Genomic DNA, 23,933 nt, shown 5'->3' with positions numbered 1-23,933 from the left:
TATGAAAGCATTAAAAAACAACCTCATTAAAATAGTGTGTGTAGCATTTTTAGCAAGTTTTGCAATGCAGGTAAATGCACAGGGAGAAAAAGGAAATTTAGAAAAAATTTATACACAAACTGATAGACCATTTTACTTTCCAGGTGAAACCATATGGTTCAAGTCATATGTTGTTAACGGAGATCATACAATTTCTACCGTAAATGATGTCATGTACGCAGAATTAATCTCACCAAAAGGAAGTATTGTAAAAAGATTAAAATTGGCAATCAATCAAGGATATGCTTATGGCGATTTTGCAATTAATAAAAATTGGGTAGGAGGAATTTATACAATGAAAATGTACACCAACTGGATGCATAATTATGGAGATGAAGCTTTCTTTACCAAGAAAATAACCGTTCAAAAAGTTATAAAGCCAAATGTATTATTATCATTAAAGTTTGAAAAGAAAGGATATGGAAAATCATCTTCAGTAGTAGCAAATTTTGAAGCAAAAGATTTAAAAAACAATCCGTTGCGTAATACAGAACTATCATATGAAGTTTCTATAAAAGGAGAAGTGATTCTTTCCAAAAAAGATAATACAAACGAAGAAGGAAAAGCAAAATTGCAATTTAAACTTCCAGATGATGTAGCTACAAGAGATGTTGTGCTCAATATTCAAATTCCACACAAAGGTACAACGGAATCTATTTCAAGAAGCATTCCGATGGTCTTGGATACGATTGATCTGCAATTTTTTCCAGAAAGTGGAAAACTAATACAAGGCGTAAAAAGCAATGTAGCTTTTAAAGCTATTGATGAATTTGGGAAACCTGTTGATGTACAGGGTAATATCATAGACGAAAATGGAAGTTTTGTAACTTCTTTTGAGAGTTTTCATGATGGTATGGGCGCTTTTTATCTCAATCCAGCTTTCGCTAGAAAATACTATGCAAAACTAACTGTTCCTTTTGCGTCAGTGAAAAAAATAACACTTCCAGAAATTCATCAAAAAGGAGTAAATTTTATGGTGCAAACAGATAGTTTATTAACAAAAATTCAAGTAAACACAACTATTGATAAACAATTGTATTTAGAAATTTCAGATACTGAAAACATGTTATTGAAGAAAAGAATAACATATAAGCAGCATAATATTTCTATAGATACCAAAAAATTTCCTATTGGTATTACAAAATTTAGAATTGTTGATACAGATAACAATCCGTTAGCAGAAAGATTGGTCTTTTTAAATGCACACAAGCAGCTTCAAATTGACGTAGAACTTGACAAAGAAAGTTATTTAACACGCGAAAAAGTAAAAGTAACAATCACTACAAAAGATGAAGACAATAATCCTATTCCTTCAAATGTATCTGTAGCAATTGTTGATAATAAATTATTGTCTTATGCAGATGATAAACAAGATCATATATTATCATATTTATTATTATCATCGGAGCTAAAGGCAAAAATACACAAGCCAAACTTCTATTTCAACCCTGAAGAAGAAAAGTCATATAAAGCATTAGATTATGTGATGCTTACACATGGTTGGAGAAATTATATAGAGAAACCAGTCTTAATAAGTGAAGCGGCATATTTACCAGAGCAATTTACGATACAATCAGGTAAAGTTGTTGATGAAAAAGGAAATCCGGTACATGCTAAATTATTATTATTTAATCAATACGGAAATAAAGTACTAGCTTTTGAAACGAACAAAAAGGGACAATTTTATTTTAAATTTAATAGCGCATATAATCTTACTTTGATTGCCTATACAGAAGATGGAAGAAAGTTAGAAATCATTGAACAAGAAAGGTTAGTTACTAGCAATGATGGTGCACCCGCAGCAGCACAAAAAAATAAAAACAGACTAAAAGATTCGCCGTCAAAATTTAATAATCCAACACAACAAAAAATAAAGAAAAAAGCAAATGTGTCAGTTTCTTTAGCTGGTGATGACGCAAGTTTAGGTGAAGTAGTTGTTGTAGCTTATGGAGTTGAAAAAATAAATAATGTGGCTGGTTATGTAGTTGAGGTAGAGTCAGAAGAGTTAGGAGCTAATGAATCTATAGCACAGGTGTTACGAGGTAGAGCAGCAGGAATTGAAATAGTAAACTCTAATTGGGCATATGGAAATGGGACTACAATTTCAATCAGAGGTGCAAGTTCAATAAAAGGAAATAATCAACCTTTATTTATTGTAGATGGAGTTCTTTGTGATAGTAAAGTTTTATCAAAAATCAATAATAACGAAATAGATAATATTGCTATTTTAAAAAATGCAGCAGCTACTTCTTTATATGGTAGTGCCGCTACAAATGGTGTTGTCGTAATTACCACAAAAAAATCAAATTTCCATAATTGGGGAAAGAAAAAATTGAAGTATGCAAAGTATAAAAATTATGCTTTTAAAACTTTTTCCAATAATAAACCTACCAACGTATATACTGCAAAGCAATTTTACATTCCTATGTATGATAGTAAAGAATTACCACAGGAGCGTAAAGACTTTAGGCAAACCATTTATTGGAATCCGGTAGTACAAACTGATGAAAGCGGAAAAGCTTCGTTTGAATTATATAATTCAGATGCAATTACGTCTTTTCAAGTTCTTGTGGAAGGTATTGGATACAATGGTTTAGTTGGACGTGAAAAGAAAGATTATGCTACAAAAAAGTTATTAAATGTTGATTTTAAGTCACCAAATTATATGGTGTTGAATGATACTGTAATATTGCCAGTTACCATTACGAATGAAACAAGGGAAAGGATTGAAACTACTTTAGAAATGAAACTTCCAAAAGCACTTGAATTGTTGGAGTCGTATGATAAAAATATTGTTGTTGAAGCAAATAGTAGCATTGTAAAATATGTAAAAGTGAAGCCAATTAAAAAAGCTGAAAAAGTGATGATTGGTATTGATTTAAAATCGGAGAGTTTAACTGATTTTGTTGAAAGAGAAGCTACAATACTAAGTCCTTATTTTCCAACGGAGGTTTCCATTTCAGGATCTAAATCAGCATCGTATAACTTTTCAGTAGATCATGCAGTAGATGGAAGTCTGGAAGCCGATTTTACCATTTACACAGATATTATTGGTGATGTTATGGATGGAATAGAAGGAATGATCAGAAAACCATATGGATGTTTTGAGCAAACTTCCTCAGCTACGTATCCTAACATTATGGTTTTAAAATATCTAAAAGAAGCTAATAAAAGTAATCCCGAAATTGAAAAGCAAGCATTAAGTTTCATAAAAGAAGGTTACAAGCGCTTAATTAGTTTTGAAACCAAAAAGGGCGGTTTTGAATGGTTTGGAAAAACGCCGCCACATGAAACACTTACTGCATATGGTATCTTGGAATTTACTGAGATGAAAGAAGTATTTGGAGACGTTGATCAAAAAATGATTGATAGAACAGTTCAATGGTTGTTGAGCAGGCGTGATGGAAAAGGAGGATTTAATAGAAGTAATAAGGGATATGATAGTTTTGCGAGTTCACCAGATGACGTAGCCAACGCTTACATTATATATGCTTTAAGCGAATCTGGAGTAAATGTAACAATTGAAAAAGAGTATCAGTATGCACTACAAGATGCCTTAAAGACTAATGATACCTATAAAATGGCATTGTTGGCTTGCGTTAGTTTCAATCTTGGTGAAAATAAAAATGCGCAAGTATTGATTGGTAAAATCAAGAAGAATATAGAAATATACAATTTCTCGCAGTTACCAGTAGAAAACACAATTACACGTTCTTATGGTAATGCCAAAAATATAGAAGCGGTTGCTTTTTCTCTACTTGCTTTATTAAAAGAAGAGAAGCCTGACGAAATTTTAATCTCACAAGGTATTGAGCATTTAGTAAGCAAACGACAAAACAATAGTTTTGGCTCTACGCAATCTACAGCAATGGCATTAAAAGCATTAATTGAATATACAAAAACTCAAAAAACAAAACTAGTAGCAAAAGGTGATTTTGTGGCGTTAACAATTAATGGAAAACAATTAAATAGTGAATTAAACATTGCTAAAAACGGTAAAATCACTATTAATAATATTGATTCGTATATAACGAGAGGAAACCAAAAAATAAAAGTCAAATTTTCAAATCCTAAAAACACATTTCCGTATTCTTTAAATATTAATTATGATAGTTCTTTACCAAAATCGTCAGCGCAGTCTCCGATAAACCTAGAAACTATTATTGCGGATAAGTCGTATAATGTAGGAGATAATGTGAGTATGGCAATCAATGTCATCAATAAGAAGAATGAAAACTTAGGAATGGTTACAGCGATTATTGGTATTCCATCTGGAACAACACCACAATCGTGGCAACTTAAAAAGCTGATGGAAGAAAATGAAATAGCATACTATGAAATTTTTGACAACTATTTAGTGTTCTATTGGCGATTTTTCAGAGCAAACGAAACCAAAACAATTCGTTTAGATTTAAAAGCAGACGTTCCAGGAAACTATCAAGCGCCAGCCAGTACAGTATATTTGTATTATGGAGATGAGTTTAAAACCTGGAAAGCAGGAAGTAAAGTGAATATTTTAAAATAATAGAAAAATGTACTTAATGAATTCTATTTAAAAAATAACACTCTTGTATGTCCAAAAATCACGCATGAAGAAACCAAAGTAGATAACGGCTACAATAAATTTTAGAAAAGTAGAAAACAAAAAGCCTAAAAATGATCCAAAAGCAGCTTTAAAAGCACTATTTGCATCTTTATTAGCAAATGCCAATTCTCCAACTAAAGCGCCTACAAACGGTCCTATAATAATTCCGGTTGGCCCAATAAATATTAATCCTAAAATTAAACCAATAGTAGTTCCGTATACTCCGTACTTACTTCCTCCAAAGCGTTTGGTTCCTATGGCGGGAATTATGTAATCCATTATAAAAACAACAATAGCAATTACAAGTGTAATTCCTAAAAATGTCCAATCATTAGGGATTGCATCAGTAAGGTATAATAAAAGTAGCCCAAACCAACTGGTAATTGGTCCAGGAAGTACAGGTAAGAAGCTGCCAATAATACCAAGAAGCATTAAAAAGAAACCTAGTATTGTAAAGAAAATATCCATTACTGTTTTTTCTGTATGACGTTAAGAATTAAAAAATGTTACAATTTTTAAACTAACAAATTAGTTTAAACTAAAATTTTAGTTATATTTGTTTCGTAGAACTAAGGAATTAGTTGAATAAATTTAATTGAATATGAAACAATTAACGAAGGCAGAAGAGGAGATTATGCAAATCCTCTGGCAACTGAAAAAGGCAAACGTAAAAACTATTATTGAAAATTTTAAAGGTTCAAAACCTGCATATAATACTGTTTCTACAATTGTTCGAATTCTAGAAGGGAAAGGATTTGTAGGGTATGAAAAAGTAGGTAAAGGACATATCTATTTTCCTTTATTAGCTCAATCAGAATATAGCAATCAATCTATTTCGAAATTAGTGAATGGTTATTTTCAAGGATCTTTTAAAAGTATGGTTTCGTTTTTCATGCAAAAAAATGATATCAATACTTCTGAGTTAGAAGATATTCTCAAAGAAATTGAAAAAAATAACAAGCAATCATGATACAATATCTCATTCAAGTTTTAGCGTTTCAATTGCTATTTTTACTAGCATACGATTTATTTTTAAAAAAAGAGACATTCTTTAATTGGAACAGAGTTTACTTAATTTTTTCCTCACTGATTTCTTTTGTATTGCCTTTTATTAAAATTGAAAGCTTTCAAAATGCGGTTCCGCAAGAATATATAGTATTGTTGCCCGAAATTGTATTAACGCCTGAAAAAACAGTAGAAGTTATTGCTCCATCATGGAATTGGTATGTTATTATAGGAATTGTAGTGAGTAGTTCATTGTTCATATACAAAATAACACAATTGATTCAACTAAAATTAAAAGGGATCATTGTACATAAAGGAGATCATAAAATCATAAAAATACCCAATAGTAGTGTTGCATTTTCAATTTTCAATTATGTATTTATTGGAAATAATATTAGCGAAGAAAAATTACAAAACATACTTTCACACGAATTGGTTCACGTTCGTGAAAAACATTCTATCGACTTATTATACTTTGAACTCTTACGTATTCTATGTTGGTTCAATCCGTTAGTATATATCTATCAAAAACGAATCTCAGAAGTACATGAATATATCGCAGATGCTTCTGTAGCTAAAGAAAATAACAAATCCGATTATTATGAAAAATTGTTGGCTGAAGTCTTTCAAACACAGCATTTTTCGTTTACCAATCAATTCTTTAAACACTCATTAATTAAAAAACGAATTATTATGTTAACAAAACAAAAATCCCGTCAAATTTTAAAGTTAAAGTACTTAGTATTAGTACCCGTATTAATCCTTTCATTATTCTATACTTCTAATGCAACTAATATAGCAGATATTGAATATACTATTGAAAGTGTTGATCCAGGAGATAAAGATGCGAAACTTAAAAGTCTGTATAAGCGATTGAATGAACTTAATCAAAATCTTAAAGATGATGAATACTTCACTAGAATGCAATATGATGAAGTAGTTAAGTTGATGACTGAAATTTCAAAACTAGTAGATAAAGATGGAGAATTTGCGAAGGAATACAAACTTCAATCATATGAAGATTACCTTAACATTCGTAAAAAACGCATTGCTGAAGGTGGTAATTATAGTGAATTACAAAGTGACCCTATTGAGTTCAAAGTTATAGATAAAGCACCAGTTTTTCCAGGTTGTGAATCTTCTGGAACTTTAGAGGAATTGAAAGATTGTTTTATTCTCAGTATCCAAAAACATGTTAATAAAAATTTTGATATGAAAATGGCTGGGAAGTTAGAGTTAGGAGAAGAAGTTCAAAAAATTTATGCAAAGTTTATTATAGATAAAAACGGAGCCGTAACTGATATGAATGTTCGTGCACCACATCCTGATTTGGAAACAGAAGTTGAGCGTATTTTACTAATGTTACCAAAATTAGCGCCTGGAGAAAAAGATGGGAAACCAGTAAGTATAAAATATTTATTGCCAATTGCATTTAAAATACATTAACACCTATGAATAGATTATTCATTTTAGGTATTCTTATAATGACAACTTTCAAAGTCGGAGCGCAAACTTCGACTTTATCTTTGTCAGATGCAGATAGTTTGTATCGTGTTGGGAATTATTCAAAAGCTATTAAAGCATATGAACAGATAGAAAATAAAGCGTATGCAACGATCCAAATAGCAAAAGCATATAAAGCCTTAGGAAATAGTAAAAAAGCGCTTGAAAACTATGAAAAATCATTACAAATAGATTCGTTAAATACACTTGTCTTATATGATTATGGAAAATTGCTTTTTGCTACAAGTAAATATGAAAACTCATTATCCATTTTTGAAAAGTTAAAAGCAAAAGATACACTGAACCCTAATTTTTATTATCAAATAGGTCTGTCAAAAGAAGCTTTACAAGCTGGAGATTATGTAACTTCTTATGAAATGGCTTTTCAGCTTGATCCGCAACATCAAAAAAGCATTTACAAATTGATTGTATACCATTTGCAACAAAAGAATTTTGAAGAGGTAAAAAGTGTCATTGATGTAGGTTTGAAAAATAATCCAGACGATTTAAAAGTTATAGGCTATAAAGCACAATACTATTATGCATTGCGAAAATATGGGAAAGCACTATTTTGGTTTGAAAAAATCATCAAGCGAAAAAAAGCAACACAGTTTGTTTATGAAAAATCAGCTTTTGCGGCCTATAGAGTTTCGAAAATTTTAAAAGCAATCGAGTATTACAATGAAGCTTTGAAACGCGAACCGGGAAACTATTTTTACCATTCACAATTGGCGACTTTATATTACAAGGATGGAGTTCATGAAAAAGCGGTATATCATGCCTCACAATCCATTGCTGCAAAAATGATAGATACTTCAGGAGATTACTATATTTTAGGTTTGATTGCTTTTGATAAAAAAGCACACAAAACAGCAATGAAATATTTTAAAATAGCTTTAAAAGAAAACCCAGATTTTGAAGAAGCGCAATTTCAAATGGCATTGTGTGCAGATAATTTATACGCTGATTTAAAAGAAAAGCTAAAAATGTACGAACGTTTTCTGGAAAAGTTTCCGAAAGCAAAATTAGACATGGTAAAAATTGTACGAACTAGAATTCGAGAGTTAAAGGAGGAAATTCACTTAAAATCAGAATAATCCAACGGAAAGTTACTACAAAATATCTAAAAGTTGTATTTTTCATGATATTTGTACTAATGAAACACCTTTGGAAATATTGTTTACTACTTTTTGTATGTATTTCGTGTGAATACATCAATGGTTCTATTGTAAAAGAAGAAGTCATTGTCGCAGAAGAAAAGAAAAGTATAAATTTGGATACAGTGGACGAATTTCCATCGTTTGAAAGTTGTGATCATTTAAAAAAAGAAGCACAAAAAAACTGTTTCTTTCAAACACTAACCGATCAAATATACGAGCGTCTATCGGTAAATGATTTCATGGTTTCTAAAACTATACATGACACGATTCAGGTTTCTTTACAAATTGATACATTAGGAATTATTAAGATTGATGCAATTCAAAAAAATCAATTAACCATAGATCAATTGCCAAACTTAGATAGTTTACTTCGAGCAAGTATTAACAGTTTGCCAAAGGCTTCTCCAGCGAACAAGCGCGGTATTCCAGTGGCTACTAAATTTATACTGCCAATTATTTTAAATGTTGAAGAATAATTCTTTTTAGAATCGAATTGCCAATTTTCTTAACAAACGCAACACTTCTACATACAGCCAAATAATAGTGACTAATAATCCCCAAGTAGCAAACCATTCATACGATTTGTTCGCTTTTCCCATATGACGATCTATATAATCAAAATCGAGTAGTAAACTCAACGATGCAAAAATTGCCGTAATAATATTAAAAGCAATTGCATACCAAGAAGTACTAGATAAAAATGTAACTCTTATTCCAAATATACTTAAAATAAAAGCTACGATGTAAATCATAAAAATTGTCGTAGTTACTGTAATAACAACACTTTTAAATTTTTTAGTCACTTTTATAATTTTAGTGACAAAGAGGAGTAACATAGTTATGAACGTCACTAAGGTAATTATGACAGCTTGTATGGGTAAATTTGGATAACGATTGTGAATATAAGCACTAAAACCTCCAACAAATAATCCCTTAGCCAATGCATAAATAATAGTTAGCCAAACAATCCATTGACGGCGTACAGAAATAAGAATACTACAAATAAGTGCTACAACCATTCCAGCAGTTGTATACCATTGAATGTCTACTCCGTCAAAATGTAACTTCCATGTAATGGCAGCTGTTACGCAAACAAGCAACAGACAAAAAAGTGATTTTAGTACAACGCCACCAAGTGTCATTTTACCCTGAGTTCGTTTCGTTCCAGAATTTTTCCAGAAATAACCTGTAAAAGCAGGATTTGAAGTTGATAATCCAAATAAACTCATGTGTTGTTTTTTGTTAAAAATAATAAAAAAATGAAGTAAATGATATCACTTCAGGAAAATAGTTGTAAATTTACATATACTTATAGGTAAAATAACTAAAATATGGAGGCGCTAACCTTAACAAGCTATATCGATAACAGAAATGATTCCCCGCAAAATAAATTAAAAATTATTCATGCTACACGTACAGGAGTCACACGTTCACAACTAAAAAAATTTAGCATGCGTGTTGCGTTGCCATTAACAAAGATATCAGAAATAGTTCCTGCATCCTATTCTACCTTATCTAAAAAAAACAGTTACGACAAAGAAGTTAGTGAACGATTGTTTGAAATTGCAGAAGTATACTCAAAAGGATTTGAAGTTTTTGGTGATGAAAAAAAATTCGCACGATGGCTTAACAAAAAAAGTAAAGTTTTAGGAAGTCAAACGCCTTTTTCACTACTTGATACAAGTTATGGCGTAAAACTAGTTATTGACGAAATTAGACGTATTGATTACGGAATTTTTGCCTAATGATTGTATACAGAATAGACCGTGCAAAGCGTAGAAACGATTTGCTCTCAGGAATTGGTGCGGAAAAAATTGGCGGTCGATGGAATGAAATTGGAACGCGTGCCATATATACTTCTCAACATATATCTCTTTCCTATTTAGAAGTAGTAATGCATTTAGACATTACAGAAGATTTACCAAGTGATCGAATTTTAGTTCATATAGAAATACCTGATGATGTAGCTATATATCAACTAAAAAAACTACCCAAAAACTGGAATACTTTTCCGTACAACAGTAAAACACAAGAAATATTTACCAAGTTTGTTGAAGATAACAAACAAGCCGTTATGAAAGTCCCATCTGCGATTGTTCGTGATGAATTCAACTATATTTTAAATCCAAGACATATTGATTTTCATAAAATCAAAGTAGCGAAAATTCAGAAATTTACCTTTGACTCACGTTTATATCATGATGTATAAAATACATTAACGATTATATGGATACTCATTAATCCAATGAAAACCTCTGTTCATTAATTGAAACTTTTTTAAATCGTATTGTTTTGCTTCAAAACGAATGGTATCTTTTAAATGTGTTCCTTGTAATGTAAGAATACTATCTTTTAATGTATACTTGAATTTATAAATATTTGTAGAATCAAAACGTTGTGTCAATTTCATTGTGTGATTAATGGTGTCTAGTTTTAATTCAAATCGATCAAAATTTCCTCTCATTTGATATACAAGTACGTATTTATCACTTTGTATGACAACTTTTCCCCATAAAGTATCGTTTGTAATTAAAAGTGGAATCGTATCTTGATTTTGAACGATGTTTGTAATATTATATATTCCATACATAGGAGGTTTTTTTACACTTGGTCCACGAGCTTCATTTCGAATAATTGCATTTGAAATATTTGAATATAGAAAGAAACCAATAAGACAGGTTTTAAGAACAATGGCGCCAATATTGAATACTGGTTTTTTAAAATACTTAGGAAAACTTCTTGGAGGAACTGAAGAAGTGGTAAAAAATATATTCAACAGACGTTTCCAGTCTTGCATAAAAATAAAGAGTGCAAGAAGTAGCAAGTGAAAAGAGAAGATTTTTACAGGAATATCATAACACATATTCATCATAAAAACATTTAGCATTACTCCAAAACAAACCAATCCGCCTAATGTTCGTGTACGTCTAAAGATTAACAATAACCCAGCAATAATTTCAGAAAGTCCAGAGAAAAATGTATACCCTTTAGAAGCACCCATAAATGTCCAAGCAATTCCCATTGGAGATGAATTTCCATATGGTTGTAGTAATCTTGATAAGCGTGGATCTGGGAATTGAAGTTTATATACTTTAATAAAGCCATAAACAAACATGATGTATATTAAATAATAGGCTATGTATATGATAAAGTATTGAAGCAATCGTTTATAATTTTTTCGTTTTCGATCAAGAATAGACCAAATTATAGTTATTAAAACTGTGATGATGATAAAACAAAATAGCTGAATGTAATTATAGGTTGTATCTCCACTTCCAAGTGGTAATGCTAAGGTATCATACGGAATATTAAAAATATTTTCACTTACAAAAGGGATGATTTTTTTCCAAGTAACATCATCATAAAATTTTGTGATTTTTGATAAATATTCAAATATATCTAAAGGAAATGGTAGTGTAAATAGTAAAAAATAAATAAAGAGAAATCTAAATCCAATTTTTTCAAAAAGATTCCAAGTGGTGGTAATTTGCATATGTTAATTTCATTGGTTGTTCCTCTAAAAATAACGTGTTTTTTGCAAAAACCATTACGGTATTACTATTTTTCACTTATAATTAACCTTTCATGTTAAGTGTTAAAGACTCTATTTTTCCATGTGTAAGACTTAAATAATGACTTAAAGAGAACAAAAACAATAAAAAACGGATACAAAATTGTACTCATCGTAAAATGAAGAAAATGAAATTTTTGTTCAGTAAATTGAAAGGTTTGAAATAATAAAATACTGTCAATTATAAACTTTAAGAATATCATTGCTATGATTAATTTCCAAGAAATAGCTGTAAATAATAACAAAATAGGAAGTAGACAAAAAAGAACATTCATCAACATTACTATAATTCCAACAAGCTTTCCTCGTATCAAATTATAATTGGCACTTTTTGAAGCCCAACGAACGCGTTGCCCAATTAATTCTTGAAATGAGTTTACAGGGAAAGTACTAATAATAGCTTCTTTTGATTTTAAAAAATGTACTCTATTTGGCCATTTTTTGATGAACTTTTCTAATAGAAAAACATCATCACCACTAGCAATTGTATCATTTCCGGCAAAGCCTTGGACTTCTAAAAAAGCTTCTTTTTGATAGGCTAAATTTGCACCATTACACATAAAAGGAATTCGTAATCCATAACTTCCGATTGTGGCGCCTTGTAAGCTTAAGAAATCAAGCAATTGAAAATAGGTAAAAAATGAAGTTGTATTTGTATAAGTAACTGGCGCAGCAATCATTCTTGGACGTTTCAAGAAAATTTCCTGATTGAATAGTTGCAACCAATTTGATGGTAGCATGCAATCTGCATCTGTAGTAATGATCCAATTACTTTTAATTTCTCTAACAGCGGTACGAATTGCATCTTTTTTTGGAGAATTTGAAACGCGATTATTTTGTAAAACAGTAATACTAATTGTTGGATGTTGCTCGCTAAATTGTTGAATAATTTCTGTTGAATTATCTTCTGAATCATCATCAATAAACCAAAAAGAAACCTTTGTTTCAGGGTATTTTAGTTCTGTAATAGAGTTTAGTAATGCGGGTAAATGTAATGCTTCATTTCTAAAAGGAATAATTACTGAAAAATCGACTACCGGATTTATATGTTGTTGTTTGATAGTAGGTTGTTTCCAAAAGCCAAACACAAAACTACTAATCATAACAACATACACAGCGATAACGGCACACAAAAGAATATCTATCATAATGACACCGTATTATCTTCTTTATACGAAGGGTTAAAACTCAATACAAAATAACTTCCCACAATACTTGGAATCACAAAATTTAAAACCCACATGAGTGCTACAATACTTAAAATATGTAATTCAGTAATTTGTAAATAGCCAAACAGCCAAACAGCAACACTTCCTTTAACAATTACATCAAAAATAAAAAGCATCGGAATAATAGATGTAATCAAATACATTGCTGTAATTGCACTCATAGTGGTTGCATAGGATGTGTCATTGCCGAAAAGTAAGATCAAAAAGTAAAACTGATGAGAAAAAATTAAATACCTAACAATAGAAAAACTGATATTTTTCAAATGAATACTTTGTGAAATATGCTGAATGAAATTTTTCAAGTTTTCCCAAGTATATCCTTTTACTTGAAAGCGTTTCTGTCTAGTTCCTAAGAAAAAGAAAAGTCCAAATATTCCTAAAATTACACTTATACGAGCAATCTTATACCAAGGTAATTCAATATGAAATTGATACACAAAAAAAGAAAACCCAATCAAACCAAAAAGTAAGGTGACAAAAAGTTGAGCAAAGTTTCCAAGAAAATTTAAACCAACAATATGTTTACGTTCTGATTTGTTAAAATACAATGCTTTAGCACCATATTCTCCCACTCTGTTAGGTGTTAATAAAGAAGCGGTAAGTCCGCCTAAAGATTGCGAAGTACTTTCCCAAATAGAAATTTGCTTTATATGAGAAACAAGCGTTTTCCACTTTAGAATCTCTAGAAACCAGTTGCAAAATGTTGCTAAAAAAAGTGTCAAAATAATAGGTGTGTTAATAAGCTTTGAGGCTTTTAACTGCGAAATAAACGTCTCTAAATCTAGCTGTTTGTTATGAGCCAACTTGTTATATATAAAGTAAGCTGCTCCAATAACTATGGCGAGTTTTATGACCAAAGCAAAGAATTGCTTAGATTTGTGAGATACCGTAGTGCGCATGCTGCAAAGAAAAGCATTTCGTTACATAAAATTACATAATCGTTCACTTTTGCTGTGCAAAACTAAAAGCAGGGTAAAACTAATAAAATTGTAAGAAAATAATTAACATTTATTGGAAATATTCTAAAAAACGAATTGAAGACAGAAAGAATCATATTAGGAATTGATCCAGGAACAACAATTATGGGATTTGGATTGATAAAAATAGTAGGGAAGAAGATGCAGTTTTTACAACTCAATGAACTTCAATTACAAAAATACAACGATCATTATTTAAAGTTAAAATTAATCTTTGAGCGTACAATTGAATTAATAGATACATATCATCCAGATGAAATAGCAATTGAAGCACCTTTCTTTGGTAAAAATGTACAATCTATGCTAAAACTAGGTCGTGCGCAAGGAGTAGCTATGGCAGCAGGTTTATCGCGCGAAGTACCAATTACAGAGTATTCTCCCAAGAAAATAAAAATGGCAATCACAGGAAATGGAAATGCAAGTAAAGAGCAGGTTGCCAAAATGTTACAAAGCTTATTAGGCTTAAAAACACTACCGAAAAACTTAGATTCAACAGATGGTTTAGCGGCTGCAGTTTGCCATTTTTACAATGAAGGTAGAGTAGAAGTAGGAAAGAATTATTCAGGTTGGGCAAGTTTTGTCAAACAAAATGAAAAAAGAGTAAAAAAGTAAACCGAAAACAATAATAAATACTGAATGATTTTAATGCATTCAAACACAATCAAACCAATTTAGTATATGAGTTACCAACTAGAATTTTGTAAAAAATGTGTAAACAAATCTTTTTCTTCAGCGCAAGGAGTTGTATGTGGATTAACGAATGAAAAACCGACATTCTTAACCAAATGTCCTGATTATGTAAAAGATGAAAAAGAAGAGCGCAAAATAATTCAACGACAAGCTGCAATGGCAGAAGGTGATTATGTAGATGAAAGCGGAAACTCCGTTTCTGGCTGGCGAATAGCTTGGAGTGTAATTGTATTTATACTAGTTATGGTACGTATTGCGGTGCGGTGCTCTAATAACTAAGGTGTTTTTCAATGAATACAAAGACTTCGTCACATATATGTAAAAATTGCAATACGCCACTCAACGGTAATTATTGCATTGTATGCGGACAGAAGTCAACCGTTTCAAAAATTACCATTAAAGAAACATTACAAGACATTCTAGATATGTTTTTCTCTGTAAATGCACCTTTAATGGTAACACTAAAATATTTATGCATCAATCCTGGAAAAGTATTTAGGGAATTTATTCAGGGGAAAAGGAAAACCTATTACAAACCGGTTCCATTTTTTATACTAATGACGGTTTTGTATGTGCTTATGAGTTCTATACTTAATACAGAAGCTTTAAACCCAGGATTTAGATTTGAGACTAATATTTCGATAGAAGCAGAGAAATTATTAAGCAGAGCAAGTATGTTTATGCAGCGAAACATTACTAATTTTCTGTTCCTCTTTGTCCTTACTATAGGGATTTCATTAAAAACCTTATTCAGAAAACGCTACACATTAGCAGAATATTTTGCAATTGCTTTTTACTTTGTAGGAATGTACACGTTGATGATTACATGTTTCATGTATTTTATCAATAAGTTATCTGCTAGTTTTCGTTCAATCCCGTTGATACTTATAGCGCTATATTTTATCTATGTGGTCATTTCATTGTTTAAAGAATGGAAGCTAAAAACAATTCTAAAAGGAATTATGGCCTATGCATTAGCAGTTATTTTATTTATGCTTTGTAGTTTTGGGGTATCAACACTAATTGTTTTTTTAAATCTATAATGGCTGGAATTTACATACACATACCGTTTTGCAAACAAGCATGTCATTACTGCGATTTTCATTTTTCCACTTCATTGGCGAAAAAAGATACAATGCTTGACGCGATTCAAAAAGAATTGAAACTTCGCAAAGCAGAATTAAAAGATGTTAATATTGAAACAATCTATTTTGGCGGTGGAACACCAAGTTTATTGTCGTTGGCCGAAATAAACAAAATACTAAAAGTTGTTCAAGAAAACTATACGGTTGTAGCAGCTCCAGAAATTACACTTGAAGCCAACCCTGATGATTTATCAGAAGAAAAAATAAAAGAATTAGCAGCTTCACCTATCAATAGATTAAGTATTGGAATTCAATCGTTTTTTGACAATGATTTAAAACTTATGAATCGTGCACATGCAGCTAATGAAGCAAACGAATGTTTAAAAATTGCTACCCAATATTTTGATAACATTACTATAGACCTTATTTATGGCGTACCCACAATGAGCATGGAGCAATGGAAAGAAAATCTTAAAATTGCATTTGGTTTTGGTGTAAAACATATCTCAAGTTATGCACTTACGGTAGAACCAAAAACTGCTTTGGAAAAATTTATCCGACAAGGAACCTATCCAAATATCTCAGAAGAAGAAGCTTTAGCACATTTTAATGTATTGGTTTCTGAAACGGAAAAACAAGGATTTATACATTATGAAATTTCAAACTTTGGAAAACCAAACTATTTCTCAAAGCATAATACTTCCTATTGGAAAGGAGCAAAATATGTAGGAATTGGTCCAAGTGCGCATTCTTTTAACAAAACTTCAAGAAGTTGGAATATTGCCAATAATGCAATCTATATCAAAAATATTCAAGAAGAAAAACTACCTTCAACTATAGAAATATTGTCAATCAATGATCAATACAATGAATACGTGATGACAGGTTTACGAACTGTTTGGGGAATTTCATTAGCATACATTCAAAAGGAATTCGGCGAAGTATATGTAAATCATACCAACAAAATTGCTAGCATACATCTTCAAGAACAAAGAATTACACAAAGCTCTGATAGTATAAAAACCACTCAAAAAGGAAAATTCTTATGTGACGGAATTGCTTCAGACTTTTTTAAGGTATAATCTAATCTTTTTAGTGTAATTTTGTTGACGAAACCAAAGCCTGTAAAAATGATCTGTACCATTCAACGCAAAACTGCAAAGCACCAAATTGACTTATCAAAACCGTTAGACATTTCAATTCCACTTCGCGCTTCAAAAGATAATGTAAATGCATGGTATGTTGATGAACCAAAGATTTTTCCTGTGAGAACAGATGAATGGGTTGGAAATGTAAAAGAAGGTGGCGATGTTAACTTTAATAATATTCATTTCAATCCACATGCACATGGAACGCATACAGAATGTGTGGGACACATTACAGAGGAAATTCATTCTGTAAATGAAAACCTAAAAAGATTTTTCTTTTATGCTGAGGTCATTACAGTAGTTCCAGAAAAGCAAGGAGAAGACAATATCATTTCAAAAAAGCAATTACAAATAGCTATCGGTAACAAAAAGCGAGAAGCGATTATCATAAGAACTCTTCCAAATTTTAGAGATAAAAAAAATATGCAATATTCGCATACAAATCCTCCATACCTTATGGAAGCAGCAGCAATATATCTTAGAGAAAAAGGGATTGATCATTTATTAATAGATCTACCTAGTATAGACAAAGAAAAGGATGGTGGGGATTTATTAGCACATAATGCTTTTTGGAATACAGATGGGGAAATTCGTCTAGATGCAACGATTACAGAATTTATTTATGTAGCAAACAATATCGAAGATGGTGCGTATTATCTGAATTTACAAATTGCACCTTTTGAAAACGACGCATCGCCAAGTAAACCAATTTTATACAAGATTCAGAAGTAATAGAAAGGATTAATTCTTTTTCAAATTATTTTGAATTTCTTGTCTAATTTGTTCTAAAGTTGGGAAATTATCTAGCTTGTCGCTAAATTCTTTAAATTGATCTTCTACGATACGCTTGATTTTATTTTCTATAATATCATCAATACTATTACCATATTCCAAAGGTGGTTCATCTGAAGACTTATCAGGATCAATAGTCATTGGTCCTTCTCCTGTCATCAACCAAAGTGGGCTTAAATCACGATACACATCAATTATTTTTTCTAAAACATCACTTCCAACGGAAGCGTTTGTTTTTGCCTGTTTACTAGTATAACCATTACCTACGCCAATTGAAATATCAAATGCGCGCATGCTAAGATTTTTATATTTTATAAATTGTACGATTCGTTCAATTATTTTCATGATAGAGAAATTAAGTTATAAATAAATCCAATTTTGTAGAAAATAAGATTTAATGTATGCTAAAGGCTGTGCAAACTGACAGTAAAACAGCACAAGTTTAACAATTTGTAAATATACATATTTCGTTTTGATATATACAAAGGTGTACAGTTTTATACTGTAGTTACAGTATTTTACATAGCAGATAGGAAGGTTTTTGGAAGAAAAACTAGTTTATTTTCCTTTTAAATTTTTCTGAATTTCTTTACTTATTTGATCTAGTGTAGGGAAGTTTTCTAATTTATCACTGAAGTCTTTCAGTTGTTCTCTTACAATACGTTTTATTTTATTCTCTAAAATTTCATCAATCGATTTTCCATAATCAGGAAGAGGTTCTTCAGAAGTATCAATAGGAAGAATCATAGGTTCTTTTCCCGTAATCAACCAAAGCGGACTCAAATCAGGATACACATCGATTATTCTCTCCAATACATCGCTACCTACAGAAGCACCTGACTTTGATTGCTTACTTGTGTATCCATTTCCCACGCCTATAGACATATCAAACGCACGCATACTCAGGTTTTTATACTTAATAAAGATAATAATTCTGTCGATTATTTTCATAATAATTAGAAATTAAGCTACAAAATGTTTAATTTTATAGAAAATAGGTTGTAATATTATACTGTCAGCTGCATATATCGTCATTAAAATAGCATCAAAGTAACAATTAGTAAATATATGCATTAATTCATGAATACGAAATGATACATAAGGAACAAAGAAAAAAACTCAAAGAAATTTTAGGGTATCACTACACAGATGGTGTCTTAAAAATCTTAAAAGAAAAGAGAATTACGAGTAGAAACGGAAAAGCATATGGCTCTTCAATGATTAGAAATGTCTTTAATGGACTTAATGAAAATGAAGATATCGAAAATGCAATTATAGAACTTTTTGTACGAACACAAGAGGAAGAAAAAGAAACTATTGAAACACGAAATAAAATTTTAGGAATTCAGTAAACTTCCATGTTTTATGACAAAATATAGTATTTAATAGAGTTGCTTAAAATTAATGTAAATTTGTATTCCAATAATTAAGGTATAGTTATTGTAAATGCTGATACTATATGGATATATTTTTAGCACTATTACTTGGAGGCGTTGTCTCGTATTTTGTGTATAATTACTTAGGAAAAAAGCAAACCGAACAATTGACAGTTCGTCAATCACATTTACTATTAGATAAAATAAAAAGTGTTTGCAAGCTTACCACTGTTGAAGGTGATTTTAGTGAAATCTATCATTATGAAGATAAATCGGAACATTTTCTAAAATTAATTTCTAGTAAAAAAAGAGCACTTGTCGTAATTAAAGCGAAAGCTAGTGTTGGTTACGACTTAAAAAAATTGCGCTTGCATGCTGATAAAGAAAAAAAACAAGTTCGAATTTTGCATTTTCCACAACCTGAAATTTTAGCAGTAGAAACAGATTTTACTTACTATGACAAAAAAGACGGTTTGTTAAATAAATTTGGAGCTGAAGATTTAACTACACTTAATAAAGAAGCTAAGCAATACATTGTTGACAAAGTTCCGCAAAGTGGATTAATTTACACGGCAAAAAAAGAAGCATTAAATGCAATTCTTGTCATAGAAAAAATAGTGGAAACCATTGGCTGGGAATTAGACTATTCTGAATTAGAACTTCAAGAAGATGATATTTCCTATCTAAAAACACACTAACATTAACTTTATAACATTTTTACATATACTTTATAATGATTTAAAGCTAGGATAACTTATAATTCAAGAATCTAGCTGTATATTTGTACCCAAATCCTAAAAGAATAAAAAGATGTCTTTAATTGATAAAGTAGTTTACTATCTAAATGATGTCCTTGTAAGTTTAGATATTGCACCTGTTCAAGAAATTGAAGCAAAATCAAAAAATAAAAATAATACTGCTACAGAAACAGACATTAACGTCTAGTTCTCCCTACATAAACATACTATCCTATTCAAAGGTTTTTTATATATTGTGTGCAAATTAATTGTATGAATATTGAGCTGCTTCGCGAATACTGTATTTCAAAACCTGCTGTTACAGAAGAGTTTCCTTTTGATGAAAATACGCTAGTATTTAAAGTTTTAGGGAAAATGTTTGCATTAACCTCATTAAAAAAGTGGGAGCAAGGATTGGCATCAATAAATCTTAAATGCAATCCTGAAAAATCAGTAGTACTTCGTGAAACATATGAAAGTATAACACCTGGGTTTCATATGAACAAAAAACATTGGAATACCATAGAACTATTTCAACACGAACTTTCCAATGAATTTGTTCAAGAATTAATAGATCATTCCTATGAATTAGTAGTAAAAGGCATGACAAAGAAACAACAAGCTGAACTCAAAAATTATGAATAACATCATAAAGATGTGCTAGAAATTAGACGCAGTTGTGAGCATTGTGATAAAGATATACCTTTTGATGCCACAGCTGTATTTATTTGTACATTTGAATGTATATATTATAAAGAATGTGTAACTACAATTCTTCACAATACACGTTCAAATTGTGAAGGCAATTTTACAAAAAGACAATTCGTGAGAAACGATTATTAGCAAAATATCTGCCAAGTTTAAAACGTGTTTATAATCCTACATATTTAGAAAGGCATTGTAAGAACATCACTGAAAACAATAGGTAATCGACGAAAAACACTTATTCAGGAAAACCATTAATCTAGCTTAAAATACCATTCGACCTATTTTAAAACTACTTTAATCGAAAGATGTTTTTTATCTAACATATAAACAAGAAATTTACGTTGTGATTGGAGATATAACATTAACACCAATGGTAGAAAATCTTTCGTTTTTATTCATCGAGGATGACGAGATTGAAGTTATGAAGTTTAAAAGATCCTTGAAAAAATTAGGATTTAAACATCGTATACTTGAAGCTAAGAATGGAGAAGAAGCACTTGCTATTTTGAAAAAAAAGGAAGAGCTTCCAAATGTCATTTTGCTCGATTTGAACATGCCAAAAATGAACGGACTTGAATTCTTAAAAGAACTTAAGCAGGACGAACATTTGCGTTATATTCCAGCAATTATTGTAACAACTTCTAACAATCATAAAGATATGCTTGAAAGTTACAAACTTGGAATTGCAGGTTATATTATAAAACCATTACGATACGAAGATTACATTCTTAAAATTCAACGAGTTATTGACTATTGGATGGTAAATGAAGTCATTACTTTCTAAATTATAATTCCCCTATTTCTCAAAATATTGCATTAACACACTTTTTGCAAAGTGTGCAGATCGTCGGTTAATTAGGTTAAACGTCTAAAATTTATACGGAATTTAGTATATTCAAGCGCAAATTATGAATCAATTTAGATTTGCGTTGAATGAAAGACCCGATCGAAACCCTAAAACTAGCGCTACAAAACGAAAAAAAAGCACGTGAAAAAGCGGAAGCAATTTTGTTGCACCGTACAAGTGAGCTTTTAGAAGTACAAGAAGCGCTTAAGAAAAAAACCATTGAATTTGATGGAGTTTTTCAAAACATTCTCGACTCTTTTATTTTGATGGATATTATGGGAAATGTCATCAAAATGAATGACGCAGCCGTTAAACTTTTTGGATACAATATAAAGAATGAAGACTTCAATGTATTAAACATCATATATAAAGATGATTTTGAGTATGCAATGAATTCTTTTGCAAAACTGATTGAAGATGGTTCTTTTGAAAACTATGAAGCCAGAGTTTATACAAAAACGAAAGAAGTAAAATGGGTTCAAATTAATTCGAGCCTTATATACAATGAGGAAGGACGTATTATTGCAGCACAAGGAATTGTACGCGATATTACCCAAGCAAAAAAAGATACAACAGTTTTTGATGAACAACAAGAACAATTAACCGCTATTGTTGATAATTCATTAGCTGGAATTGTATTGGCGCAAGATCGAAAAATCGTAAAAACTAATAGAGCATTTCAGAAGTTTACACAGCAAACTGAAGAAGAATTATTTGGTGTTCCTGTGGAGGATTTATCATATGAAGAAGCGCATGAAGAATCCAGAATGTATTACGATCAAATGGTTTCTGGAGAAATAGATCGATACGATCTTACAGAGAAATACAAACGTAAAGACGGAACCTATTTCTTATCCAAAACCAACGTTTCAGCAATTAGAGATGCTTCAGGCAGTATAAAATATCAATTAGCATTTGTGCAAGATATAACAGAAAAGCACAAAAGACGCCTAATGTTGAATACTCTCAACAACTTGACACGTTCATTTATTGGAAAACTAAATATTCATGACATTGCATGGGAAATTGCCAATGTGATTGCACGTGATTTAGAATTTGAAGATTGTGTGGTATATCTTGTAAATAAAGAAAACAAAGTGCTCGAGCAAATTGCAGGCTATGGTGCAAAAGTGGATGAGAATAAAGAAATTATAGATAAAATCTTTATTCCTTTCGGAAAAGGTATTGTTGGACATGTTGCCGAAACTGGAAAAGCAGAATTGATTCATGATACAAGTAATGATGATCGATATGTGATAGATGACAAAAGAAGATATTCTGAAATTACGGTTCCTATCATTGTAGGTGGAGAAGTAATTGGTGTGATAGATTCTGAAAATTCAGCAAAAAAGTTTTTTACAAAACAACACCTACGATTACTTAAAAATGTAGCAGATTTGGTGTCAATTCAATTGACAAATGCGGCAAACTTAGAACGTACGATTGAAGCTGAAAGTCAAAACAAAGAATTGCTCGAAAATCTACAACGAAGTAATAAAGAGCTTCAAGATTTTGCACATATTGTTTCACACGATTTAAAATCACCTTTACGAAGTATAAATGCATTAATTTCTTGGTTTCAGGAAGATTATGAAGAGGTCTTAGACGATGATGCCACAGAAACATTTGATAAGCTAAACAATAAATTAGAACAAATGGATGCGCTTATTGATGGTATTTTGCGTTATTCTAGCGTAAGCGATAAAAACGTTATTACGGTTCAAAGCGTAAATGTTCAAGAAGTTTTAGAAGATATTCAAACAATTTTATACATTCCTGAACACATCAAATTTATATATCCTGAAGAATTGCCAATAATACAAGCAGATAAAACACGTATTAAACAAGTGTTTCAAAACTTGATAAGTAATGCAATTAATTATGTTGATAAAGAAGAAGGAAAAATAGAAGTAACTTTTGAAGAACATAAAAACTTTTGGAAATTTTCAGTAGAAGATAATGGTGTTGGGATAGCTAAAAATTATCACGATAAAATATTTAAAATATTCCAAACACTTAATGAAAAAGGGAAATCAACTGGAATTGGTTTATCTATCGTGAAAAAAATTATTGAGCTCTATAGTGGGGAAATCTATGTAGAATCAGAAGAAGGAGAAGGAACAAAATTCTTTTTTACAATAAAGAAATAATATGCAGTTAGACACGCCAAATTTATCATATATACACATGCTTTCTGATGGAGATAAAGAGTTTGAAGCAAGCATGATTGCGATCTTAAAAAGAGAGCTTCCAATAGAAAAAGCAGCGTTTGTGGAAAGCATACTTGATAAAAACTATAAAATTTCTGCCGAACACGTGCATAAAATTAAACATAAAATTAGTATTTTGGGACTTGTAAAAAGCTATGAGTTTGCCGTTTCATTTGAAGAATCTCTAAAAGAAGAAGATTCAAGTGGATATGATATGTTTATGAAAATCTTGCAAAACATGGAGAATTTTTTAACTAAAATTTAAGCCTAC

At 30.8% G+C, this 23,933-nt stretch carries 27 protein-coding genes; 20 read left to right on the top strand and 7 right to left on the bottom strand.

Annotation, left to right across the window (positions count from 1 at the left end; translation table 11 throughout):
- Window position 1: 1 nt before the first annotated feature.
- Window positions 2-4,564, top strand: a complete 4,563-nt coding sequence (locus tag Q0828_RS06540; RefSeq protein ID WP_298418730.1) for a TonB-dependent receptor plug domain-containing protein — start codon at window positions 2-4, stop codon at window positions 4,562-4,564.
- A gap of 27 nt (window positions 4,565-4,591) precedes the next feature.
- On the opposite strand, the gene Q0828_RS06535 is transcribed toward Q0828_RS06540, so the two are convergent.
- A complete protein-coding gene (locus Q0828_RS06535) occupies window positions 4,592-5,092 on the bottom strand; it encodes a DUF456 domain-containing protein (protein WP_298418729.1) in 501 nt (166 codons plus the stop codon).
- A 133-nt stretch (window positions 5,093-5,225) separates the two neighbouring features.
- Here Q0828_RS06535 and Q0828_RS06530 point away from each other — a divergent pair, with 133 nt between their 5' ends.
- The 4 genes from Q0828_RS06530 to Q0828_RS06515 are packed head-to-tail and all read left to right on the top strand — an operon-like array spanning window position 5,226 to window position 8,768.
- Window positions 5,226-5,594 carry a BlaI/MecI/CopY family transcriptional regulator gene (locus Q0828_RS06530; RefSeq protein ID WP_298418727.1) on the top strand — a complete coding sequence of 123 codons (369 nt, stop codon included), beginning with the start codon at window positions 5,226-5,228 and terminating at the stop codon, window positions 5,592-5,594.
- Window positions 5,591-7,075 (top strand): M56 family metallopeptidase, encoded by a 1,485-nt coding sequence (locus tag Q0828_RS06525; protein ID WP_298418726.1) that lies wholly within the window; start codon window positions 5,591-5,593, stop codon window positions 7,073-7,075. Before Q0828_RS06530 ends, Q0828_RS06525 begins: the two co-directional genes overlap by 4 nt.
- 5 nt (window positions 7,076-7,080) lie before the next feature.
- Window positions 7,081-8,229, top strand: coding sequence for a tetratricopeptide repeat protein (locus tag Q0828_RS06520; protein WP_298418724.1), 1,149 nt, complete (start codon window positions 7,081-7,083; stop codon window positions 8,227-8,229).
- Window positions 8,230-8,288: 59 nt separating this feature from the next.
- A complete protein-coding gene (locus tag Q0828_RS06515) occupies window positions 8,289-8,768 on the top strand; it encodes a hypothetical protein (RefSeq protein ID WP_298418722.1) in 480 nt (159 codons plus the stop codon).
- A gap of 6 nt (window positions 8,769-8,774) precedes the next feature.
- Here the strand turns inward: Q0828_RS06515 and Q0828_RS06510 are convergent, their stop codons facing one another.
- Window positions 8,775-9,521 (bottom strand): Bax inhibitor-1/YccA family protein, encoded by a 747-nt coding sequence (locus Q0828_RS06510; RefSeq protein ID WP_298418720.1) that lies wholly within the window; start codon window positions 9,519-9,521, stop codon window positions 8,775-8,777.
- A 102-nt stretch (window positions 9,522-9,623) separates the two neighbouring features.
- Here Q0828_RS06510 and Q0828_RS06505 point away from each other — a divergent pair, with 102 nt between their 5' ends.
- Together Q0828_RS06505 and Q0828_RS06500 are read left to right on the top strand one after the other, a co-directional pair.
- Window positions 9,624-10,037 carry an antitoxin Xre/MbcA/ParS toxin-binding domain-containing protein gene (locus tag Q0828_RS06505; protein ID WP_298418718.1) on the top strand — a complete coding sequence of 138 codons (414 nt, stop codon included), beginning with the start codon at window positions 9,624-9,626 and terminating at the stop codon, window positions 10,035-10,037.
- Window positions 10,037-10,501 carry an RES family NAD+ phosphorylase gene (locus Q0828_RS06500; protein WP_298418717.1) on the top strand — a complete coding sequence of 155 codons (465 nt, stop codon included), beginning with the start codon at window positions 10,037-10,039 and terminating at the stop codon, window positions 10,499-10,501. The genes Q0828_RS06505 and Q0828_RS06500 overlap by 1 nt, the downstream gene beginning before the upstream one ends.
- Before the next feature lie 6 nt (window positions 10,502-10,507).
- On the opposite strand, the gene Q0828_RS06495 is transcribed toward Q0828_RS06500, so the two are convergent.
- From Q0828_RS06495 to Q0828_RS06485, 3 genes are all read right to left on the bottom strand, one after another.
- On the bottom strand, window positions 10,508-11,785 hold the full coding sequence (locus Q0828_RS06495) for a hypothetical protein (protein WP_298418716.1): 1,278 nt from the start codon (window positions 11,783-11,785) through the stop codon (window positions 10,508-10,510).
- Window positions 11,786-11,880: 95 nt separating this feature from the next.
- The gene (locus Q0828_RS06490; protein WP_298418714.1) at window positions 11,881-13,011 is read right to left on the bottom strand and encodes a glycosyltransferase; all 1,131 of its coding nucleotides are present in this window, start codon (window positions 13,009-13,011) and stop codon (window positions 11,881-11,883) included.
- Window positions 13,008-13,991, bottom strand: coding sequence for a lysylphosphatidylglycerol synthase domain-containing protein (locus tag Q0828_RS06485; protein ID WP_298418713.1), 984 nt, complete (start codon window positions 13,989-13,991; stop codon window positions 13,008-13,010). The genes Q0828_RS06490 and Q0828_RS06485 overlap by 4 nt, the downstream gene beginning before the upstream one ends.
- A gap of 135 nt (window positions 13,992-14,126) precedes the next feature.
- Here Q0828_RS06485 and ruvC point away from each other — a divergent pair, with 135 nt between their 5' ends.
- The 5 genes from ruvC (at window position 14,127) to Q0828_RS06460 (ending at window position 17,724) form a co-directional block, all read left to right on the top strand.
- Window positions 14,127-14,681 carry a crossover junction endodeoxyribonuclease RuvC gene (gene ruvC / locus Q0828_RS06480; protein ID WP_298418712.1) on the top strand — a complete coding sequence of 185 codons (555 nt, stop codon included), beginning with the start codon at window positions 14,127-14,129 and terminating at the stop codon, window positions 14,679-14,681.
- A 66-nt stretch (window positions 14,682-14,747) separates the two neighbouring features.
- The gene (locus tag Q0828_RS06475; protein WP_298418711.1) at window positions 14,748-15,038 is read left to right on the top strand and encodes a hypothetical protein; all 291 of its coding nucleotides are present in this window, start codon (window positions 14,748-14,750) and stop codon (window positions 15,036-15,038) included.
- Between the two features lie 11 nt (window positions 15,039-15,049).
- The gene (locus tag Q0828_RS06470) at window positions 15,050-15,802 is read left to right on the top strand and encodes a DUF3667 domain-containing protein (RefSeq protein WP_298418709.1); all 753 of its coding nucleotides are present in this window, start codon (window positions 15,050-15,052) and stop codon (window positions 15,800-15,802) included.
- Window positions 15,802-16,926 (top strand): radical SAM family heme chaperone HemW, encoded by a 1,125-nt coding sequence (gene hemW / locus Q0828_RS06465; protein WP_298418707.1) that lies wholly within the window; start codon window positions 15,802-15,804, stop codon window positions 16,924-16,926. The genes Q0828_RS06470 and hemW overlap by 1 nt, the downstream gene beginning before the upstream one ends.
- Before the next feature lie 48 nt (window positions 16,927-16,974).
- Complete coding sequence (locus Q0828_RS06460; RefSeq protein ID WP_298418706.1) at window positions 16,975-17,724, top strand: cyclase family protein; 750 nt, start codon at window positions 16,975-16,977, stop codon at window positions 17,722-17,724.
- Between the two features lie 9 nt (window positions 17,725-17,733).
- Here the strand turns inward: Q0828_RS06460 and Q0828_RS06455 are convergent, their stop codons facing one another.
- Together Q0828_RS06455 and Q0828_RS06450 are read right to left on the bottom strand one after the other, a co-directional pair.
- On the bottom strand, window positions 17,734-18,129 hold the full coding sequence (locus Q0828_RS06455; RefSeq protein WP_298418705.1) for a hypothetical protein: 396 nt from the start codon (window positions 18,127-18,129) through the stop codon (window positions 17,734-17,736).
- A gap of 213 nt (window positions 18,130-18,342) precedes the next feature.
- Complete coding sequence (locus tag Q0828_RS06450) at window positions 18,343-18,735, bottom strand: hypothetical protein (RefSeq protein WP_298418703.1); 393 nt, start codon at window positions 18,733-18,735, stop codon at window positions 18,343-18,345.
- 140 nt (window positions 18,736-18,875) lie between these two features.
- Between Q0828_RS06450 and Q0828_RS06445 the strand changes: the two genes are divergently transcribed.
- The 8 genes from Q0828_RS06445 to Q0828_RS06415 all read left to right on the top strand — a co-directional run bounded on the left by Q0828_RS06445 (window position 18,876) and on the right by Q0828_RS06415 (window position 23,927).
- Window positions 18,876-19,136, top strand: a complete 261-nt coding sequence (locus tag Q0828_RS06445; RefSeq protein WP_298418701.1) for a hypothetical protein — start codon at window positions 18,876-18,878, stop codon at window positions 19,134-19,136.
- A 107-nt stretch (window positions 19,137-19,243) separates the two neighbouring features.
- The gene (locus Q0828_RS06440; protein ID WP_298418699.1) at window positions 19,244-19,858 is read left to right on the top strand and encodes a DUF4230 domain-containing protein; all 615 of its coding nucleotides are present in this window, start codon (window positions 19,244-19,246) and stop codon (window positions 19,856-19,858) included.
- Between the two features lie 112 nt (window positions 19,859-19,970).
- Window positions 19,971-20,105 carry a hypothetical protein gene (locus Q0828_RS06435; RefSeq protein WP_298418697.1) on the top strand — a complete coding sequence of 45 codons (135 nt, stop codon included), beginning with the start codon at window positions 19,971-19,973 and terminating at the stop codon, window positions 20,103-20,105.
- Between the two features lie 65 nt (window positions 20,106-20,170).
- Window positions 20,171-20,542 carry an MmcQ/YjbR family DNA-binding protein gene (locus tag Q0828_RS06430; RefSeq protein ID WP_298418695.1) on the top strand — a complete coding sequence of 124 codons (372 nt, stop codon included), beginning with the start codon at window positions 20,171-20,173 and terminating at the stop codon, window positions 20,540-20,542.
- Between the two features lie 12 nt (window positions 20,543-20,554).
- Complete coding sequence (locus tag Q0828_RS24510; protein WP_366523564.1) at window positions 20,555-20,740, top strand: DUF1272 domain-containing protein; 186 nt, start codon at window positions 20,555-20,557, stop codon at window positions 20,738-20,740.
- Between the two features lie 235 nt (window positions 20,741-20,975).
- Window positions 20,976-21,389: a response regulator gene (locus Q0828_RS06425; protein WP_298419523.1), complete on the top strand. Its 414-nt coding sequence runs from the start codon at window positions 20,976-20,978 to the stop codon at window positions 21,387-21,389.
- 149 nt (window positions 21,390-21,538) lie between these two features.
- Window positions 21,539-23,602 carry a PAS domain S-box protein gene (locus Q0828_RS06420; RefSeq protein WP_298418694.1) on the top strand — a complete coding sequence of 688 codons (2,064 nt, stop codon included), beginning with the start codon at window positions 21,539-21,541 and terminating at the stop codon, window positions 23,600-23,602.
- Between the two features lies 1 nt (window position 23,603).
- Window positions 23,604-23,927 (top strand): Hpt domain-containing protein, encoded by a 324-nt coding sequence (locus Q0828_RS06415; protein WP_298418692.1) that lies wholly within the window; start codon window positions 23,604-23,606, stop codon window positions 23,925-23,927.
- Window positions 23,928-23,933 lie beyond the last annotated feature (6 nt).

The sequence above is a fragment of the uncultured Kordia sp. genome (assembly GCF_947496985.1).
In the GTDB taxonomy this organism is placed as follows: Bacteria; Bacteroidota; Bacteroidia; order Flavobacteriales; family Flavobacteriaceae; genus Kordia.
Note: the sequence above shows the minus strand (reverse complement) of the source record. Positions and strands in the feature narration are given on the sequence as shown.

Excerpts from the sequence above, each read along its gene's own strand:
- Q0828_RS06435 (WP_298418697.1), top strand. The coding sequence starts at position 19,971 with ATGTCTTTAATTGATAAAGTAGTTTACTATCTAAATGATGTCCTTGTA.
- Q0828_RS06515 (WP_298418722.1), top strand. The coding sequence starts at position 8,289 with ATGAAACACCTTTGGAAATATTGTTTACTACTTTTTGTATGTATTTCG.
- Q0828_RS06445 (WP_298418701.1), top strand. The coding sequence starts at position 18,876 with ATGATACATAAGGAACAAAGAAAAAAACTCAAAGAAATTTTAGGGTAT.
- Q0828_RS06440 (WP_298418699.1), top strand. The coding sequence starts at position 19,244 with ATGGATATATTTTTAGCACTATTACTTGGAGGCGTTGTCTCGTATTTT.
- Q0828_RS06540 (WP_298418730.1), top strand. The coding sequence starts at position 2 with ATGAAAGCATTAAAAAACAACCTCATTAAAATAGTGTGTGTAGCATTT.
- Q0828_RS06450 (WP_298418703.1), bottom strand. The coding sequence starts at position 18,735 with ATGAAAATAATCGACAGAATTATTATCTTTATTAAGTATAAAAACCTG.
- Q0828_RS06455 (WP_298418705.1), bottom strand. The coding sequence starts at position 18,129 with ATGAAAATAATTGAACGAATCGTACAATTTATAAAATATAAAAATCTT.
- Q0828_RS06525 (WP_298418726.1), top strand. The coding sequence starts at position 5,591 with ATGATACAATATCTCATTCAAGTTTTAGCGTTTCAATTGCTATTTTTA.
- Q0828_RS06460 (WP_298418706.1), top strand. The coding sequence starts at position 16,975 with ATGATCTGTACCATTCAACGCAAAACTGCAAAGCACCAAATTGACTTA.
- Q0828_RS06500 (WP_298418717.1), top strand. The coding sequence starts at position 10,037 with ATGATTGTATACAGAATAGACCGTGCAAAGCGTAGAAACGATTTGCTC.
- Q0828_RS06420 (WP_298418694.1), top strand. The coding sequence starts at position 21,539 with ATGAAAGACCCGATCGAAACCCTAAAACTAGCGCTACAAAACGAAAAA.
- Q0828_RS06510 (WP_298418720.1), bottom strand. The coding sequence starts at position 9,521 with ATGAGTTTATTTGGATTATCAACTTCAAATCCTGCTTTTACAGGTTAT.
- Q0828_RS06490 (WP_298418714.1), bottom strand. The coding sequence starts at position 13,011 with ATGATAGATATTCTTTTGTGTGCCGTTATCGCTGTGTATGTTGTTATG.
- Q0828_RS06505 (WP_298418718.1), top strand. The coding sequence starts at position 9,624 with ATGGAGGCGCTAACCTTAACAAGCTATATCGATAACAGAAATGATTCC.
- Q0828_RS06415 (WP_298418692.1), top strand. The coding sequence starts at position 23,604 with ATGCAGTTAGACACGCCAAATTTATCATATATACACATGCTTTCTGAT.
- Q0828_RS06485 (WP_298418713.1), bottom strand. The coding sequence starts at position 13,991 with ATGCGCACTACGGTATCTCACAAATCTAAGCAATTCTTTGCTTTGGTC.
- Q0828_RS06430 (WP_298418695.1), top strand. The coding sequence starts at position 20,171 with ATGAATATTGAGCTGCTTCGCGAATACTGTATTTCAAAACCTGCTGTT.
- Q0828_RS06530 (WP_298418727.1), top strand. The coding sequence starts at position 5,226 with ATGAAACAATTAACGAAGGCAGAAGAGGAGATTATGCAAATCCTCTGG.
- Q0828_RS06520 (WP_298418724.1), top strand. The coding sequence starts at position 7,081 with ATGAATAGATTATTCATTTTAGGTATTCTTATAATGACAACTTTCAAA.
- Q0828_RS06535 (WP_298418729.1), bottom strand. The coding sequence starts at position 5,092 with ATGGATATTTTCTTTACAATACTAGGTTTCTTTTTAATGCTTCTTGGT.
- Q0828_RS06475 (WP_298418711.1), top strand. The coding sequence starts at position 14,748 with ATGAGTTACCAACTAGAATTTTGTAAAAAATGTGTAAACAAATCTTTT.
- Q0828_RS06495 (WP_298418716.1), bottom strand. The coding sequence starts at position 11,785 with ATGCAAATTACCACCACTTGGAATCTTTTTGAAAAAATTGGATTTAGA.
- Q0828_RS06470 (WP_298418709.1), top strand. The coding sequence starts at position 15,050 with ATGAATACAAAGACTTCGTCACATATATGTAAAAATTGCAATACGCCA.
- hemW (WP_298418707.1), top strand. The coding sequence starts at position 15,802 with ATGGCTGGAATTTACATACACATACCGTTTTGCAAACAAGCATGTCAT.
- Q0828_RS06425 (WP_298419523.1), top strand. The coding sequence starts at position 20,976 with ATGGTAGAAAATCTTTCGTTTTTATTCATCGAGGATGACGAGATTGAA.